This window comes from Catenuloplanes atrovinosus, from assembly GCF_031458235.1.
GTDB classification, from domain to species: domain Bacteria; phylum Actinomycetota; class Actinomycetes; order Mycobacteriales; family Micromonosporaceae; genus Catenuloplanes; species Catenuloplanes atrovinosus.
The window spans coordinates 239,517-255,201 of sequence record NZ_JAVDYB010000001.1 but is presented as its reverse complement, the minus strand read 5'-3'; the positions used below and the strand labels follow the sequence as shown (position 1 = coordinate 255,201).

The window sequence follows — 15,685 nt, the reverse complement described above, 5'->3', positions numbered from 1 at the left end:
GCCGACCGGTGCCCGCGGGAGCATGCGGACCCCGGCCGGGCCGGAAGCGGGTATAGGGAAAAGGGTTGTCAGCGGGCGATCTCGGTGACGCGGGACTCGCGAACGACCGTGACGCGGATCTGGCCGGGGTAGGTCAGCTCCTCCTCGATCTGCTTGGCCACGTCGCGGGCGAGGACGGCGGCGGCGATGTCGTCGATGTCGTCGGGGCGGACCATGACGCGGATCTCGCGGCCGGCCTGCATGGCGAAGACCTTGTCGACGCCGAGCTTGCCGCCGGCGATCTCCTCGATCCGCTCCAGGCGCTTGACGTAGGCCTCCAGGCTCTCCCGGCGCGCGCCGGGACGGCCGCCGGAGCAGGCGTCCGAGGCCTGGGTGAGGACGGCCTCGATGGTCTGCGGCGCGACCTCGTTGTGGTGCGCCTCGATCGCGTGGACGACGTCCTCGGACTCGCCGTACTTACGGGCCAGGTCCGCGCCGATCAGCGCGTGGCTGCCCTCGACCTCGTGGGTGAGCGCCTTGCCGATGTCGTGCAGGAACGCGCAGCGCTTGATCGTGGGTACGTCCAGCTTCAGCTCCGCGGCCATCACGCCGGCGATGTGCGCGGTCTCGACCAGGTGCTTGAGCACGTTCTGCCCGTAGCTGGTGCGGTAGCGCAGCCGGCCCAGGTAGGTGCGCAGCTCCGGATGGATGTCCGTGATGCCGACCTCGACCAGCGCATCCTCGGCCGCGCGCACGCAGAGGCGCTCGACCTCGTCCTTGGCGGTCTCGAAGACCTCCTCGATGCGGTGCGGGTGGATGCGGCCGTCCAGCACGAGCTTGTCCAGCGTGAGACGGCCGATCTCGCGGCGGACCGGGTCGAAGCAGGAGAGGAGTACGGCCTCGGGCGTGTCGTCGATGATCAGGTTGACGCCGGTGACCGACTCGAACGCGCGGATGTTGCGCCCCTCGCGGCCGATGATCCGGCCCTTCATCTCGTCGCTGGGCAGGTGCAGCACGCTGACCACGCTCTCCGCGGTCTGCTCGCTGGCCACCCGCTGGATCGCGTCGACCACCAGGTGACGGGCGCGATCCTCGGCGGTGTTGCGGGCGTCGTTCTCGATGTCGCGGATCAGGATCGCGGCCTCGCGCTTCGCCTGCGCCTCGATCGTCTCGACCACCTCGGCCTTGGCCGCGTCCGCGGTGAGGCCGGCGACGCGCTCCAGCTCGCGCTGGCGCACCTCCTCGGCCGCGGTGACCGCGGCCTCGCGCTCGATCAGCGAGCTCTCCCGGGCCGCGAGATCGCTCTCCCGCGCGGCCAGCCGACGCTCGCGCTCGATCAGCCGGTCCAGCTCCTCGGTGTGCTGACGTTCCCGCTCGTCGATCCGGGCCGCGCGGCGCTCGACCTCCGCGGCCTGCTCCTTGACGGTGGCGTTGAGCAGCGCGACCTCGCGCTCACCGCTGCGCCGCGCCGCCGCCCGGACCTGCTCCGCGTCGGCCTCGGCCTGCCGGTGCGCCCGGTCCAGGATCGTGTCCGCCTCCGCGTGCGCCGCGTCCAGCACGCGCCGCGCCTCGGCGCGAGCCGCGCTGGCCTCGGCACGGGCGGCTGCCGCGTCGGTACGGGCGGCGGCCGTCTCGTTCTTCGCCTCCTCCACCGCGGAGGTGGCCTCGGCGGCGGCGGTCTGCAGCTTGGCGAGCGAGCGCTCCTGCTTGTCCTTCTGCGCGAGGAACGCGGGATCGTCCTCGGCGGGCTTCGCGGGGGTAACCGGTTGCAGGCTGCGCATGACGCGGAGAAGGTAGGTGAAACCGACCGCCCCCAGCACGACCAGCAGGACCACGACGCCGATCAGCCCCACGTACAGCGCCGTCATCGCCGCGCCAGCTTCCCGGCCCCGTCGGCGCCCTCTCCGGCGTGACCGTCGGCCTGCGTCTCGATCGTCACCGCCGCCTCCCCTCCACCGTGTCGCCCGCATGGGACGCCTGTTGCAGCGGCTCATGCGCCGTCTTGCGGCTCACGGACTTGCCCGACCGAGGCGGCTTGGCCGTGGCTCGCCCCGCCGGCCGCGCCCTTCCGGGCACGCTCCCGCAGGCCGAGGTATGTCAGGCCACCGTCGGCGCGGCCGGGCCGGCGGTGGAGGGCATCATGACAGGGCAGCAACCTTGAAATGATGCCGTGTTGTTACGCGATCTATGTTGTGCGCTTAGCCTGCAATGGTCGGGCAATCCTCTTTGTACGCGAGGCTAGGTCGCAGAGGGCCGTTCGGTCAAGAAGACCTCATCCGGAAGCAGGTGGGACACACGGCACACGTGTGCTCACGCCCAGCTCATCCTACCCAGCGGTCATCGGGGGCACTCATGGGGGTTTCCGCCGATCATGGACAAATCGAGCGACGTGGCGATGTGGCGTGGGGTTGGGGATTGGCGAGGGTTGGCTGGCGCGGCAGCCGCGGGGCTATGGGGGTGCGGCAACGGATGGCGGACCGGTAAGTGGGCGAACGGCTGGCGGCGCGGCGAAAGCCGGGCGCGGTCGGTAGGCGGCGCGGCACCAGTGAACGGCTGCCGCGCGCCTACAGCCGGGACGGCCGGTGAGCGACGCGGCACCGGCAAACCGCTGACGGCCCGGCAACAACCCGGCGCGACCGGCAGGCGGCACGGCACCAGTAAACGGCTGCCGACGCGCCTAAGCCAGCACGGCCGGTAAGCGACGCGGCACCGGCAAACCGCTCGCGGCCCGGCAACGCCCCCGGCGCGGCCCAGTAAGCGGCGCGGCACCGCGAACCGCTGGACGCGACGAAAGCCGGGACGGCCGGTAAGCAGCGCGGCATCACCCGAACTCCGGCGGCGCGGCGACAGCCCGGCGCGACCGATGAACGGCGCCGCATCAGCGAACTGCTGCGACGCGGCGGTGACCGAGGACGGCCGGTAAGCGGCGCCGCATCAGCAAAACTGGCGGCGCCGCGATGACCGGTGCAGCCGGCAGGCGATGCGGCGTCAGCGAACCGCTGGCGATGCGGCAACGGCCGGGGGTACCGCATTCGGCCCCGCATCAGAACGGGTGTCCACATCGCAGCGGCCGACACGGCCGGGGCGCCGGTAAGCGGCGCGGCAGCAAAAATGGCTGGCGAGGCCAGCAACGGCTGGCACGCCTGACCACAGCACCAGCAACGAGCCAGCGACGCCGCAACAGCCAGCCTTGACCGGTAAGCGCCGCAGCAGCCAGCCACGACCGGTAAGCGGCGCGACGTCAGCCACGGGCGGTAAGCGGCGCGGCGTCAGCGAACAGCCGGCGACGCCGCAGCAGCCGGTAAGCGGCGCGGCGTCAGCAGAGCCGAGGGCCGGGCAGGATGTCGCTGAGAAGGCACGCCGGCCCTCGCGATTGCGGCGCGCGGTGAAGCCGACTTCGTCGGCGCGCGGGTAACCACGCCGCCGCGGTAGGCACCCCAGCACCGTCGGGGCGGCTAGAGGACCGACCGCACCTCCGCGTCGTCGGCGCCCGCACACGGTGAAGCCGACTTCGTCGGCGCGCGGTAACCACGCCGCCGCGGCAGGCGCCCCAGCATCGTCGGGGCGGCTAGAGGACCGACCGCGCCTCCGCGTCGTCGGCGCCCGACGCACACCGTGCCCGCGGCGGGCTAGGCGCCACCACGGGGCCGGAACCGCTCATGCGTCACCGAAGCCAGCACCCCGCCGCCGCGCAGAGCCGCCGCGACGGTCAGAGCGGGTCCGTGTCGCCCCTGGCCGCATCCGCCATCGCGTCCGGGTCGATCTGGTCGACAAGTTCGGCGTATCCGTCGTCGAGGTTGTCGGTCTCGGCCGCCTGCGCCTCCATCGCCGCCTTGACCGCGCGGATCGCCAGGCCCGCCGGGTAGCCCTTGCGGGCCAGCATGCCCACCACGCGGCGGAACACCGCGTCCGGCTCGCCGCGGGCCACGCGGACCTTGCGGGCGGCCAGGGCGAAGGCGGTCTCCTCCTCCGTCTCCGGATCGAGCTCGTCGAGCGCGGCACCGGCGGTCTCCGCATCGACGCCGCGGCGGCGCAGTTCGTCGGCCAGCGCGCGGCGAGCGAGACCACGGCCGCGATGCCGGGTGGTCACCCACTCACGGGCGAAGGCCGCGTCGTCGATCATGCCGACCTCGTCGTAGCGCGCGAGGACGGAGTCGATCACCTCCGCGGAGATCTCCCGCTTGGTCAGCGCCGCCGCCAGCTCCGCACGGGTACGCGGCCGGGTGGCGAGCTGGCGCAGGCAGATCTCGCGGGCCACCTCAGCCTCGTCGCGCGGCTTCGGCGCGGGCTTCTCACCGTCGGAGACGGACTCCCCGGACGACCCCGAGTGCCCGAACGACTCGAACTCCTCCGGCTTCGCACCCGGGGAGCGGCGCGTCCGGGGCGGCGCTGCGTCCCAGCCCCGCCCCGAGCGCGCTCCGCGTCGGCCTGCCATGTGACGACCTTACGACCGCGATCAGAAGTCGACCGGCGGCAGCTCCGGGCCACCCGCGGCGTCGCCGCTGGTCACGCCCACACCGAGCTTCTCCAGGATCTTCTTCTCGATCTCGGCCGCGACGTCCGGGTTCTCCTTCAGGAACTCGCGGGCCTTCTCCTTGCCCTGGCCGAGCTGGTCGCCGTCGTACGTGTACCACGCACCGGACTTGCGGATGATGCTCTGCTCCACGCCGACGTCGATGAGCGAGCCCTCACGCGAGATGCCCTTGCCGTACATGATGTCGAACTCGGCCTGCTTGAACGGCGCCGCCACCTTGTTCTTCACGACCTTGACGCGGGTGCGGTTACCGACCACGTCCGTGCCGTCCTTGAGGCTCTCGATGCGGCGCACGTCGAGCCGGACCGAGGCGTAGAACTTCAGCGCGCGGCCACCGGTCGTGGTCTCCGGCGAGCCGAACATGACGCCGATCTTCTCGCGGAGCTGGTTGATGAAGATCGCCGTGGTGTTCGAGTTGTTCAGAATACCGGTGATCTTCCGCAGCGCCTGGCTCATCAGGCGGGCCTGGAGACCGACGTGGCTGTCGCCCATCTCGCCCTCGATCTCGGCGCGGGGCACCAGGGCCGCCACGGAGTCGATGACGATGATGTCGAGCGCGCCGGAGCGCACCAGCATGTCGGTGATCTCGAGCGCCTGCTCACCGGTGTCCGGCTGGGAGACCAGCAGCGCGTCGGTGTCGACGCCGAGGGCCCGCGCGTACTCCGGGTCGAGCGCGTGCTCCGCGTCGATGAAGGCGGCGATGCCGCCGGCCTTCTGCACGTTCGCGACCGCGTGCAGCGCCACCGTGGTCTTACCGGAGGACTCCGGACCGTAGACCTCGACGACCCGGCCACGGGGAAGACCGCCGACGCCGAGCGCCACGTCGAGCGCGATGGACCCGGTCGGGATGACCGCCATCTGGGCGACCGGGCGCTCGCCCAGCCGCATCACGGAACCCTTGCCGAACTGCTTGTCGATCTGCGCCAGAGCCAGCTCTAGCGCCTTCTCGCGGTCAGGACCTGCCGCCATTGACCCCACCCCTACATTCGCCGACTTCGCGGGCGTCTTTGAAGAACCTTTCGTCACGCGCAACACGCTAGGCGCTGGGTATGACAAAAACAGCCTCCGGGGGCCGCCGATGCCGAACCCTTACCCGGGAACGCACGATAGCCGAACACCTGTACGAGATCCACACGACACGCCCGAACGGGTGTTCTATTCACCGCAGCTTCGACGGCACCCGGTCCGGATAAGCAGCGCAAACGGCCCGCCAGACCACGACGGTCGCCACTCCGGCGTCGAGCGCCTCCCGCACGGTCCGGCCACCCAGCGTGGTCAGCACCTGATCGCTCGCGATGCTCGGCGCGTATCCGGCCCCGAACACCTCGTCCATCCGCTGCCAGAAATCCGTCAGCCGCAACTCACATCTCCTCGACAGAACCAGGAGTGGAGACACCCCTGGACCGCAACGCTAGCGCCAGCACCGGGAGCGCGGCCATCGCGGCCAGCACCGTCAGCGTGCCATATCCCCCGAACGCCACGACCGCGCCGCTGAGCGCGCCGGCACCCGCGCCGGCAACCCCCATGACCAGGTCGGACAGGCCCTGCACCGCGGGCCGGCCGTCCTGCGGGACGGACTCGGACAGCAGCGTCGAGCCGCCCACCATCGTGCCCGACCAGCCGAGCCCGAGCAGCGCCAGGCCGAGCGTCAGCATCGGGGTGTCGTGCCCGGCCGTACCCGCGACCGCGCACGCGGTGATCAGCAGCGTGAGCCCGCCGACGATCACCGGGCGGCGCCCGTACCGGTCGGCGAGCCACCCGGTCACCGGCGACAGCCCGTACATGCCGGCGATGTGCACGCTCAGCACGATTCCGACGATGCGCAGCAGGTCCGCGTCCGCATGCCCCTCGCCGAGGTGGACCGGGGTCATCGACATCACGGCCACCATCACCAGGTGCCCGGTGGCGACGGCCGCGATCGCGAGGCGCGCGTCGGGCAGCCCGGCCACCACGCGCGCGCCGGCCCGCACCCCGGACGGCCGGTGCGGAGCGGGGGTGGAGGACCCGTCGACGGTACGGGCGAGAAGCAGCGGGTCCGGCCGCATCGACACCGCGATGGCGGCCGCGGACAGCGCGAACGCCACGCCGCTGACCACGAACGCGCCGCTCAGGACCGGCAGGTGCAGCCCGGCCACCGCGCGGTCCGCGAGGTCGGCCAGGTTCGGCGCGGCCACCGACCCGATCGTGGCCGACCAGACCACCAGCGACAGGTCCCGCCCCCGGCGCTCGGGCGCGGCGAGGTCCACCGCGACGTACCGTGCCTGAAGGTTCGCCGCCGTGCCGCCGCCGAACAGGAACATGCCCAGGAACAGCAGTGGTACGGAGCCGAGGACGGCCGCGAGCACCACCAGCACCGCGCCGAGCGCGCCCACCAGGTACGCCAGCGCCATGCCCGGCCGGCGCCCGCGTGCCTGCACGAGGCGGGTGACCGGGACCGCGAGCAGCGCGCCGCCGATCACCGCGCCGCTGCCGGGCAGGCCGGACATCCCCACGCCGGCCATCCGCGCGGAGAGCAGCGCGCCGACCGTGATGCCGATCGCCACGCCGATGCCGCCGATGATCTGCGTGATGACCAGCAACGTGAGCGTGCGCCGCTGCACCCGCCGCACCGACCCGCCCATGAGAACCCCCGACCACGGTGAGAGACATTCACGGTAGCCGGGGAATGGATCACGTCAATGCGGTGGCCGCCACGCGCAGGTCCGCGACCAGGCCGTCGTACGCCGCGTCCCGGTCGTCCGCCCGCAGCACCGCGGACGGGTGGATGGTGGCGAGCGCCCTGGCCTCGTGGTCGCTCGGGAAGTCCTCCGGCCGCTGCGCCGACGCGGGCCACGGCATCAGCACGCCGCGCGACTTGGTGACGCGGAACGACGGGCCGAGCACCGCCTTGGCCGCGGTCGCGCCGAGCAGCACCACCAGCTCCGGCCGCAGCAGCGCGAACTCACTGGTCAGCCACGGGTGGCAGGCCGTGATGTGCTGCTGGTCCGGCGTCTTGTGGATGCGCCGCGCGCCGCGCCGCTCGAACCGGAAGTGCTTCACCGAGTTCGTGATGTAGAGCTGGGTGACCGGCAGGCCCGCGTCGTCGACCGCGCGCCGGAGCAGGTGCCCGGCCGGGCCGACGAACGGCAGGCCCTGTTTGTCCTCCACGTCGCCGGGCTGCTCGCCCACGAAGATCACCCGGGCATGCTCGTCGCCGCGGCCGAAGACCACCTGGGTCGCCGGTTCCCACAGCTTGCACCCGCGGCAGGCCGGGGCGGCATCGCGCAGTTCGGCGATGGTGGACGCGTCTGACGGTACGAAAGGGGCAGCGGTCTGCATGACGCAGTGTTTTACCGGATTCGTACGACAGAAACGGTCAGGCCGTCAACGCCATCGAGGACCGGGCCGGGACCGGATCGAGCGCCGCCGCGGCGGCCACCGCGTCGGCCAGGGCCGGGATGTCCTCCTCCGCCAGCGGGCTGACCGTGATCCGGATGGCGGGCGGCGACGCGAGCCGGAACAGCGAGCCGGGCGCCACCACGTATCCGGCGTCACGCAGCGCCGCGACCGCGCGCGTCTCGTCCGGCACGCTGACCCAGACGTTCAGCCCGGTGCGCCCGCGCGCGTCCAGCCCGTGCGCGGCCAGCGCGGCGCGCAGCGCGAGCCGCCGGGTGACGTAGCTGTCCCGCGCGCGGATCACCCCGTTGATCACCTCGTCGTCCCGCCACAGGTAGAGCACCACGCGCTGGAGCAGCGTGGACACCCAGCCCGCGCCGACCCGCATGCGGCCGGCCACCCGCGCGATCGTCGCCTCGTCGCCGGCCACCACGGCGAGGCGCAGGTCCGGCCCGTACGGCTTGGAGACCGACCGCACGAACGCCCACGACCCGGTCACGCCGGCCAGCGAGTGCAGCGTGACCGGCGCCAGCTCGGCCGCGTGGTCGTCCTCGATCAGCAGCACGGACGCGAACTCGGCCAGCACCGACCGCAGCTCGGCCGCGCGGTAGGAGCTGACCGCGGCGCCGGTCGGGTTCTGCGCGCGGGCGGTGACGATGACCGCGCCGGCCCCGGCGCCGAGCGCGGCGCGCATGCCGTCCGGCGTCGGCCCCTCGTCGTCGACCGGCATCGGCACCGCGGTCAGGCCGAGCGCGGCGACCAGGTCGAACGCGTTGGACCAGCCCGGGTCCTCCACGGCGACCTTGTCGCCGGGCCGCAGGTGCGCGGAGAGCAGCCGCTCCATCGCGTCCAGCGCGCCGCTGGTGACGGTGATCCCGGCGTCCTCGACCGGGATGCCGTCGCCGGCGAACCGTACCCGCGCGAGATCCACCAGTTCGGGGAGCGCGCCGGCGTCCGTGTAGTTGGTCGGCGTGAACTCGGCGGCGGCGAGCCGGGCCAGCCGGGGGCCGAGCGCGGGCAGCAGCGCGAGGTCGGGCTCGCCGGTGGAGAGGTCGATCGCGCCGGGCGGCGGCGGCAGCCGCAGCGCGGACCGGCCCGCGGTGGCGATCGGCGGCCGCTCGCGGACCCGCGTGCCGTTGCGCCCCGCGGTCTCGATCAGCCCGCGCTGGCGAAGCGCCTGGTACGCCTTCGCCACCGTTGCCGGGCTGCACCGCAGCGTCTTGGCCAGCGCCCGCACCGGCGGCAGCGCCGCGCCCGGCCGCAGGTCCCCGGCGCGCACGCCGGCCTCCACGCTCTCCGAGATCTCGGCGGCCGTGGACCCGGTGATCTGATAATGTTCTGCCACAGTTTCCCTACTGTACTAGCACAAAGTCTGGAGGGCTACTCATGGGAGACGACTTCCTACCGACCAATCGCACCACGGCGCTGCGCGACCGGGGGCGGATTCGCTACGACAGGGCGCCGGCCTACGAGATTCTGGACGAGTCGTTCGAGGGTCACCTGGCGTTCGTGGTCGACGGCGAGCCGCGCGTGCTGCCCACGCTGATCGCCCGCGTCGGCGACACGCTGTACCTGCACGGCTCCACCGGCAGCCGCCCGATGCTGGCCGCGCGCGAGGAGGGCCTGCGCGTCTGCGTCGAGGCCACCATCCTGGACGCGCTGGTGCTGGCGCGTTCCCAGTTCGACCACAGCGCCAATTACCGGTCCGTCATCGCGCACGGTACGGCCGTGCCGGTCACCGACCCGGTGGAGAAGGAGCGCGTGCTCACCGCGCTGGTCGACAAGATCGCCGTGGGCCGCGCCGCGGACAGCCGCCCGCCCACGCGCAAGGAGCTCAGCCAGACCACCGTGCTGGCACTGCCGCTGACCGAGGTCTCCACGAAGATCCGCGCGCATGGCGTCGGCGAGGAGCCGGGCGACGAGGCACTCCCCCACTGGGCCGGCCTGCTGCCGCTGCACCGGGTCCGCGGCCTGCCCGAGCCGGACGAGGCGGTGACCGTACCCGTGCCGGATTATCTGCGCCCCGCGCGAAGCGCCTGGGAGACGCCGGCGATCCTGCGCGGCGAGCACGTGATCCTGGAGCCGCTCGACCTGGTGCACGCCGCCGACCTGCTGGAGAGCTGCGGCGACCCGGAGATCTGGGAGCATCTGCCGATCGCCGCGCCACGCACGCTCGCCGAGATGCGCGCCTACCTGACCCGCCGGCTCGCCGCGACGCCGACCGTGCCGTGGCTGCAACGCGACGCGCGCACCGGCGCGGTCATCGGCACCACGTCGTACTACGACATCGAGGAGACGCACCGCACGCTGATGATCGGCCACACGTACTTCGCCAAGAGCCACTGGCGCACCGGCGCGAACACCGAGTCCAAGCTGCTGCTGCTCACCCGCGCGTTCGACGAGCTGGGCGCGGTCCGGGTGGCGTGGGAGACGGACAACCGCAACGTGCGGTCCCAGCGCGCCATCGAACGCCTCGGCGCCACCCGCGAGGGCGTGCTGCGCCGGCACAAGCGGCGCGCCGACGGCTCCTGGCGCGACACCGTGCTCTACTCGATGACCGCCGATGAGTGGCCGGCCGCACGGTCCAGCCTGCGGAATCGCCTTCGCGCCCACGCCACCGAAGGAGCATGATGCACGGCGTGCTGGGAGTGACCGACCTCTGGACCTACGTGCTCGGCACGATGGCGATCGTCCTGCTGCCGGGCCCGAACTCGCTCTTCGTGCTCTCCGTGGCCGCCCGCCGCGGCATAGCCACCGGCTACCGCGCCGCCGCCGGAGTCTTCCTCGGCGACGCCATCCTCATGCTGCTCTCCGCCGCCGGCGTCGCCTCACTGCTCCGGGCGTACCCGCCGGTGTTCCTGGTCATCAAGTACGCCGGCGCCGCCTACCTGTGCTGGGTCGGGCTCTCCATGCTCCGCGCCGCCTGGCGCCGCCGCGTCTCGTCCGCCCCGGAGGCGGCCGCCCCGCCGCCGGCCGCCTCGCAGCCGTTCCGCAAGGCACTGTTGATCAGTTTGATGAACCCGAAGGCCATCCTGTTCTTCGTCTCGTTCTTCATCCAGTTCGTCGACCCCGGCTACGCCCACCCCGAGCTGTCGTTCCTGCTGCTCGGCGCGATCGTGCAGATCTGCAGCACCGTCTACCTGACCGTCCTGATCTTTTCCGGCAGCCACCTGGCCACCCAGTTCCGCCGCCGCCGTCTCCTGGCCCGCGCCGGCACCACCGCGGTCGGCGCGCTCTTCGTCGCCTTCGGGGCCAAGCTCGCGACGGCGTCGCTCTAACCCCCCCGTTCACACCATTTTCCCGCTTCCGGCGTGGTCCCGTTGGGCGTGCTCCCGCGGGCAAACCCGCGGCGTGCTCCGACTCCGCTAGCGCTCCGCTCCGCCCACCGCGTCGGAGCCGGCTCCGTCGTCGGCTCATTCACCACCATCCCTCGGCCGCGCTTCCGGCGTGGCCGAGGAGCGGCCTCCGGCGAACCGTGGTACGAGATCTCGTCTCGAATGGCATCGCGTGCCCGCTGGTGCTCTCCCTCGCCCACGCCGTCGAGGCCGGTTCCGGCGTTGGCTCAACCGGGATCACCCGTTCGGCCACGCTCCCGGGGTGCGGCCGTCGGCCGGCCTCGGGCGCGAATGGCCTCGGCTACCACCCGCCGGTCGCGCTCCGCTCCACCCGCCGCGCCAGAGCCGGTCGTCCGAACGGCACCGGCTGCCGCACGCAAGAGGCCGCGGCAGGACGAATCCGCCAAGCGCTACGGGAGTATGTGAGCCCCGGCCACGACCAGGATCGCGGTCTTTCTGTCGTGGAGATCCCCGCACCGCTCGAACTCACACGGCACGATCACACAAAAAGCTGTCCGAAACGTGAAAGTTCCACGTTCCGGACAGCTTGCGGACGAAATCAGCCCTCGTCGCCTTCGTCGCCCTCGAACATGTCCTCCATGGCCTCGCCGAGGATCATGCCGCCGAGGAGACCCCCGGCGGCGCCGGCCACGACGCCGCCCATGCCGCCGCCGTGGCGGTAGTGACCGTGGTAGCCGCCGTGACCGCCGTGGCCGTATCCGGGAGCGCCATAACCCGGACCCCCGTGCCCGCCGCCCGGGTAGCCGGGCGGCGGGTAGCCGCCGGGCGCGCCGTAGGACGAGCGCATCGACTGGTAGCTGCCGGCCGCCTGCCGCATCCAGCCGTCCACGACCTGGGTCCAGTCGGTGTTGTCGGCCTGCGCGTGCGAGACCTGGTAGCGGCCGAACGTGTCACGGCCCTGCGTCAGGAACCCGCCGCGCTTGTCGAACTCCAGGATCACGTCCATGCCCTGCGGGTTGGTCACGAAGGTCAGCTCGACCTCGTTGATCGTGCCCTGGTACTGCGCCGGCGGGTAGAACTCGATCTCCTGGTAGAACGGCAGCTGCTGGTTGACGCCGCTGATCCGGCCGCGCTCCAGGTCCGCGCTCTTGAAGTGGAAGCCGAGCCGCATGAACGCGTCCAGGATTCGCTCCTGGATCGGCAGCGGGTGCACGTAGATCGGGTCCAGGTCGCCCTTGTCGACGGCCCGGGCGACGGACAGCTCGGTGCGCAGGCCCATGGTCATGCCGCGCAGCCGCTGGCCGTACACGTCGGTGACGGGCGTCTCCCACGGGATCGGGAAGCGGACCGGCAGCTGCCGCTGCTCGCCCGCGTCCAGCCGGAACGCGCCGGCGACGACCACGCGGTGGAACTCCATGACCGAGTCCCACTCGGTGTCGTGGCCCTCGACCTCGACGCGGGTGACCAGGCCGAGCGCGACGTGCTCGATGTCGACCGCCGTGGTGCCGCCGACGATGTTGACCTGGCCGTCGAGCGTGAGTCCGGGACGGGTGTTCGGGTTCGCCAGCACGGTGTCGACGGAGGGCCCGCCGACGCCGAGGGCGCTGAGCATCTTCTTGAAGACCATGAGCCTCGTCCTCTCTCTATCCGAAAAGTCCGTTATATCCGTACGAAACTGGGCGTTCCCTGTGTGGCGACTCAGCGCAGGCGACGGCCGCGCGGCACCTCGTCGGTCTCGTCGTCGAACTCGCCGATGACCTCCTCCAGGAGATCCTCCAGCGCGACGAAGCCGACCGTCGCCCCCGCGTCCGACACCAGCGCCAGTTGCGCGCGCTCCGCCCGCATCAGTCCCACCGCCTGCATCAGCGTCTCGTCCGCGCGCAGTGTGAACGGCGGCGACATCAGCTCGGCCGCGGTCACAGCCTCCTCCTCGCCGGCGGTGACGCGCACCGCGTCGCGCACGTGCACCATGCCGAGCACGCCCGGCGCGTCCGGGTCGATCACCGCCAGGCGGGACCGGCCGGTGGCGTGCGAAACCTGCTCGATCCGGTACGCCGTGTCGCCCGGAGCCACACTCACCATCCGCGCGGCCGGCGTGGCGATCTCCGCCACCGTGGTCCGCTGCAGCGCGAGCATGCTGGTCAGCAGCGCATGCTGGTCCACCGGCAGGGTGCCGTGCTCGCGCGACTGCTCCAGCAGCATGCGCAGCTCCTCAGGATCATGCACCTGCGCGAGCTCGTTCTGCGGCTCGATCCTGAACAGGCGCAGCACCGCGTTCGCGGCGCTGTTCAAACCGGTCAGAATCGGGCGTACGACGCGGGTGAAGCCGCGGAACGGCAGCGCCAGCAGACGCGCCGAGTTCTCCGGGTGGCTGATCGCCCACGACTTCGGCATCATCTCGCCGAGCACCAGGTGCAGGAACGTCACCAGCGTCAGCGCGAACAGGAACGCGATCACGTGGCTCGGCGCGTCCGGCAGCCCGACCTGGTGCAGCAGCGGGCTGACCAGGTGCTCGATCGCCGGCTCGGCGAGCGCGCCCAGCCCGAGCGAGCACAGCGTGATGCCGAGCTGCGCACCGGCCAGCATCACGGTCAGCTCGCGGCTGCCGGCCAGCGCGGCCCGGTCCGCGGCGCCGCCACCGGCCGCCGCCTGCTCCAGCCGGTACCGCTTGCTGGCGATCAACGCGAACTCCGCCGCCACGAAGAACGCATTCCCGGCCAGCAACAACAGCGACAGCGTCACCGCCCAGCCGGTACTCATGCCGGACTCCCCTCAACGCCGCGGATTCGCGGAACGCGGTGCCGAGCCGACGATTCGCTCGCACGCTCGCCTGGGCCGGGCACACCGGCACGCCGCAGGTTTACGTGTGGTCGGCGCTGAGCTAATGATTCGCTCGCAAGCTCACCTAAGCCGGGCACACCGGCACGCCGCAGGCTTCCGTGTGGCCGGCGCTGAACTAATGATTCGCTCGCAAGCTCACCTGGGCCGGGCACACCGGCACGCCGCAGGTTCGCGTGTGGTCGGCGCTGAGCTAATGATTCGCTCGCAAGCTCGCTCATGCCCGCACCTCCACCCGTACCGTTCCGGGCACGTGCCGGTCCACGGAGAGCACGCTCACCAGCGCGCGCTCCTCCGACTCGATGCCGGGGAGCGTGAGCTCCAGCGCGTCGCCGACCTCCGGGATGCGGCCGAGCCGGCGCATGATCAGGCCGGAGACCGTGTCGTACTCGTCCGCCTCGGGCAGCGCGATGCCGGTCGCGTCCGCGATCTCGTCGATCCGCCAGCGCGCCGGGACCAGCCAGGAGCCGTCGTCCTGCCGGACCGGGGAGGCCTCGGGCAGGTCCACCTCGTCGCGGATCGGGCCGACCAGCTCCTCCGCGATGTCCTCCAGCGTGATCACGCCGGCGAAGCCGCCGTACTCGTCGACCACGATCGCGAGCTGCCGGTGACCGGCGCGCAGCCGGTCGAGCACGGCCGGGACCGGCAGCGACTCCGGCACCATCAGCGGCGGCGAGGTGATCTCGCGGACCGGTACCTCGGACCGGCGGTCCGGCGGGATCGCCAGGACGTCGTTGATGCCGACCACGCCGACCACGTCGTCGACGCCCTCGGCGCCGTGCACCGGGAAGCGGGAGTGGCCGGACGCCATCTGCTCGACCACCCGGCTGACCGGGTCGTCCGCGCGCACGGTCGACACGTCCACCCGCGGCACCATCACCTCGCCGGCGGTCAGCCGGCGGAAGTCGAGGCCGCGGTCGAGCAGCGCGGAGGTGTCGGCGTCGAGGTGACCCTCCTTCTGCGCCTCCGCGATGATCTGCGTCAGGTCCTCCGGCGTGGCGCCCTCGGGCAGTTCCTCGACCGGTTCGATGCCGATGCGGCGCAGCAGCCGGCTGGCCGCCAGGTCGAACAGTTTGATCACCGGCCCGAATACGGTGAGGTAGATCAGCGTGGACCGGCTCAGCGCCTTGGCCAGCGACTCCGGCCGGGCGATCGCCAGGTTCTTGGGGGCCAGCTCACCGAAGACCATCTGGACCACGGTCGCGAACGCCAGCGCCAGCCCCATCGAGATCGGGTAGCTGACGCCCGCCGGCACGCCGGCCACGCCGAACAGTGCGGCCAGGCCGCCGCCCAGGAACGGCTCCGCGACGTAGCCGACCAGCAGCGCGGTCACGGTGATGCCGAGCTGCGCGCCGGAGAGCATGAAGGAGAGTCGCTCCGTGACCTTCAGTGCCCGCGCGGCGGCGGCGTCGCCCGCCTCCGCCTCCTGGCGCAATTTGCCACGGTCGACGGCGACGTATCCGAACTCCTGGGCCACGAAGTACCCGGTAGCGGCGGTCACCACGAGAATCAGCAACAGCCCGACCACGATCAGCACGACGAGTCACCCTCGGTGCGCGTGACGTCTGGGCTTTGACGAGAAGGCCGGGGCTCACCCGGCTGGGGACTACAGCCCTCTGGGCTGGGGTCGATCATGCGCGCACTTTACCAACACATGCTGGGC

The 15,685-nt window shown here is 72.0% G+C and carries 12 protein-coding genes; 2 read left to right on the top strand and 10 right to left on the bottom strand.

The window, feature by feature from the left end:
- Positions 1-68: 68 nt before the first annotated feature.
- From rny to J2S41_RS01105, 7 genes are all read right to left on the bottom strand, one after another.
- Positions 69-1,847: a ribonuclease Y gene (rny, locus tag J2S41_RS01135; RefSeq protein WP_310361839.1), complete on the bottom strand. Its 1,779-nt coding sequence runs from the start codon at positions 1,845-1,847 to the stop codon at positions 69-71.
- 1,841 nt (positions 1,848-3,688) lie between these two features.
- Positions 3,689-4,414 carry a regulatory protein RecX gene (locus J2S41_RS01130; RefSeq protein ID WP_310361836.1) on the bottom strand — a complete coding sequence of 242 codons (726 nt, stop codon included), beginning with the start codon at positions 4,412-4,414 and terminating at the stop codon, positions 3,689-3,691.
- 21 nt (positions 4,415-4,435) lie between these two features.
- The gene (gene recA / locus J2S41_RS01125; RefSeq protein WP_310361835.1) at positions 4,436-5,482 is read right to left on the bottom strand and encodes a recombinase RecA; all 1,047 of its coding nucleotides are present in this window, start codon (positions 5,480-5,482) and stop codon (positions 4,436-4,438) included.
- Positions 5,483-5,672: 190 nt separating this feature from the next.
- Positions 5,673-5,873 (bottom strand): DUF3046 domain-containing protein, encoded by a 201-nt coding sequence (locus tag J2S41_RS01120; protein ID WP_310361832.1) that lies wholly within the window; start codon positions 5,871-5,873, stop codon positions 5,673-5,675.
- Between the two features lies 1 nt (position 5,874).
- The gene (locus J2S41_RS01115; protein WP_310361829.1) at positions 5,875-7,134 is read right to left on the bottom strand and encodes an MFS transporter; all 1,260 of its coding nucleotides are present in this window, start codon (positions 7,132-7,134) and stop codon (positions 5,875-5,877) included.
- A 49-nt stretch (positions 7,135-7,183) separates the two neighbouring features.
- Positions 7,184-7,831: a UdgX family uracil-DNA binding protein gene (locus tag J2S41_RS01110; protein WP_310361828.1), complete on the bottom strand. Its 648-nt coding sequence runs from the start codon at positions 7,829-7,831 to the stop codon at positions 7,184-7,186.
- A gap of 37 nt (positions 7,832-7,868) precedes the next feature.
- Positions 7,869-9,233 (bottom strand): aminotransferase class I/II-fold pyridoxal phosphate-dependent enzyme, encoded by a 1,365-nt coding sequence (locus tag J2S41_RS01105; protein WP_310361826.1) that lies wholly within the window; start codon positions 9,231-9,233, stop codon positions 7,869-7,871.
- Positions 9,234-9,274: 41 nt separating this feature from the next.
- Between J2S41_RS01105 and J2S41_RS01100 the strand changes: the two genes are divergently transcribed.
- Positions 9,275-10,519, top strand: coding sequence for a bifunctional pyridoxamine 5'-phosphate oxidase family protein/GNAT family N-acetyltransferase (locus J2S41_RS01100; RefSeq protein ID WP_310361823.1), 1,245 nt, complete (start codon positions 9,275-9,277; stop codon positions 10,517-10,519).
- Positions 10,516-11,166, top strand: coding sequence for a leucine efflux protein LeuE (leuE, locus tag J2S41_RS01095; RefSeq protein ID WP_310361821.1), 651 nt, complete (start codon positions 10,516-10,518; stop codon positions 11,164-11,166). Before J2S41_RS01100 ends, leuE begins: the two co-directional genes overlap by 4 nt.
- A 616-nt stretch (positions 11,167-11,782) precedes the next feature.
- Here leuE and J2S41_RS01090 read toward each other — a convergent pair.
- The 3 genes from J2S41_RS01090 to J2S41_RS01080 form a co-directional block, all read right to left on the bottom strand.
- Positions 11,783-12,811, bottom strand: coding sequence for a sporulation protein (locus tag J2S41_RS01090; RefSeq protein ID WP_310361819.1), 1,029 nt, complete (start codon positions 12,809-12,811; stop codon positions 11,783-11,785).
- Between the two features lie 71 nt (positions 12,812-12,882).
- The gene (locus J2S41_RS01085; protein ID WP_310361817.1) at positions 12,883-13,944 is read right to left on the bottom strand and encodes a hemolysin family protein; all 1,062 of its coding nucleotides are present in this window, start codon (positions 13,942-13,944) and stop codon (positions 12,883-12,885) included.
- Between the two features lie 295 nt (positions 13,945-14,239).
- Positions 14,240-15,559 carry a hemolysin family protein gene (locus J2S41_RS01080; protein ID WP_310361815.1) on the bottom strand — a complete coding sequence of 440 codons (1,320 nt, stop codon included), beginning with the start codon at positions 15,557-15,559 and terminating at the stop codon, positions 14,240-14,242.
- Positions 15,560-15,685: the final 126 nt, after the last annotated feature.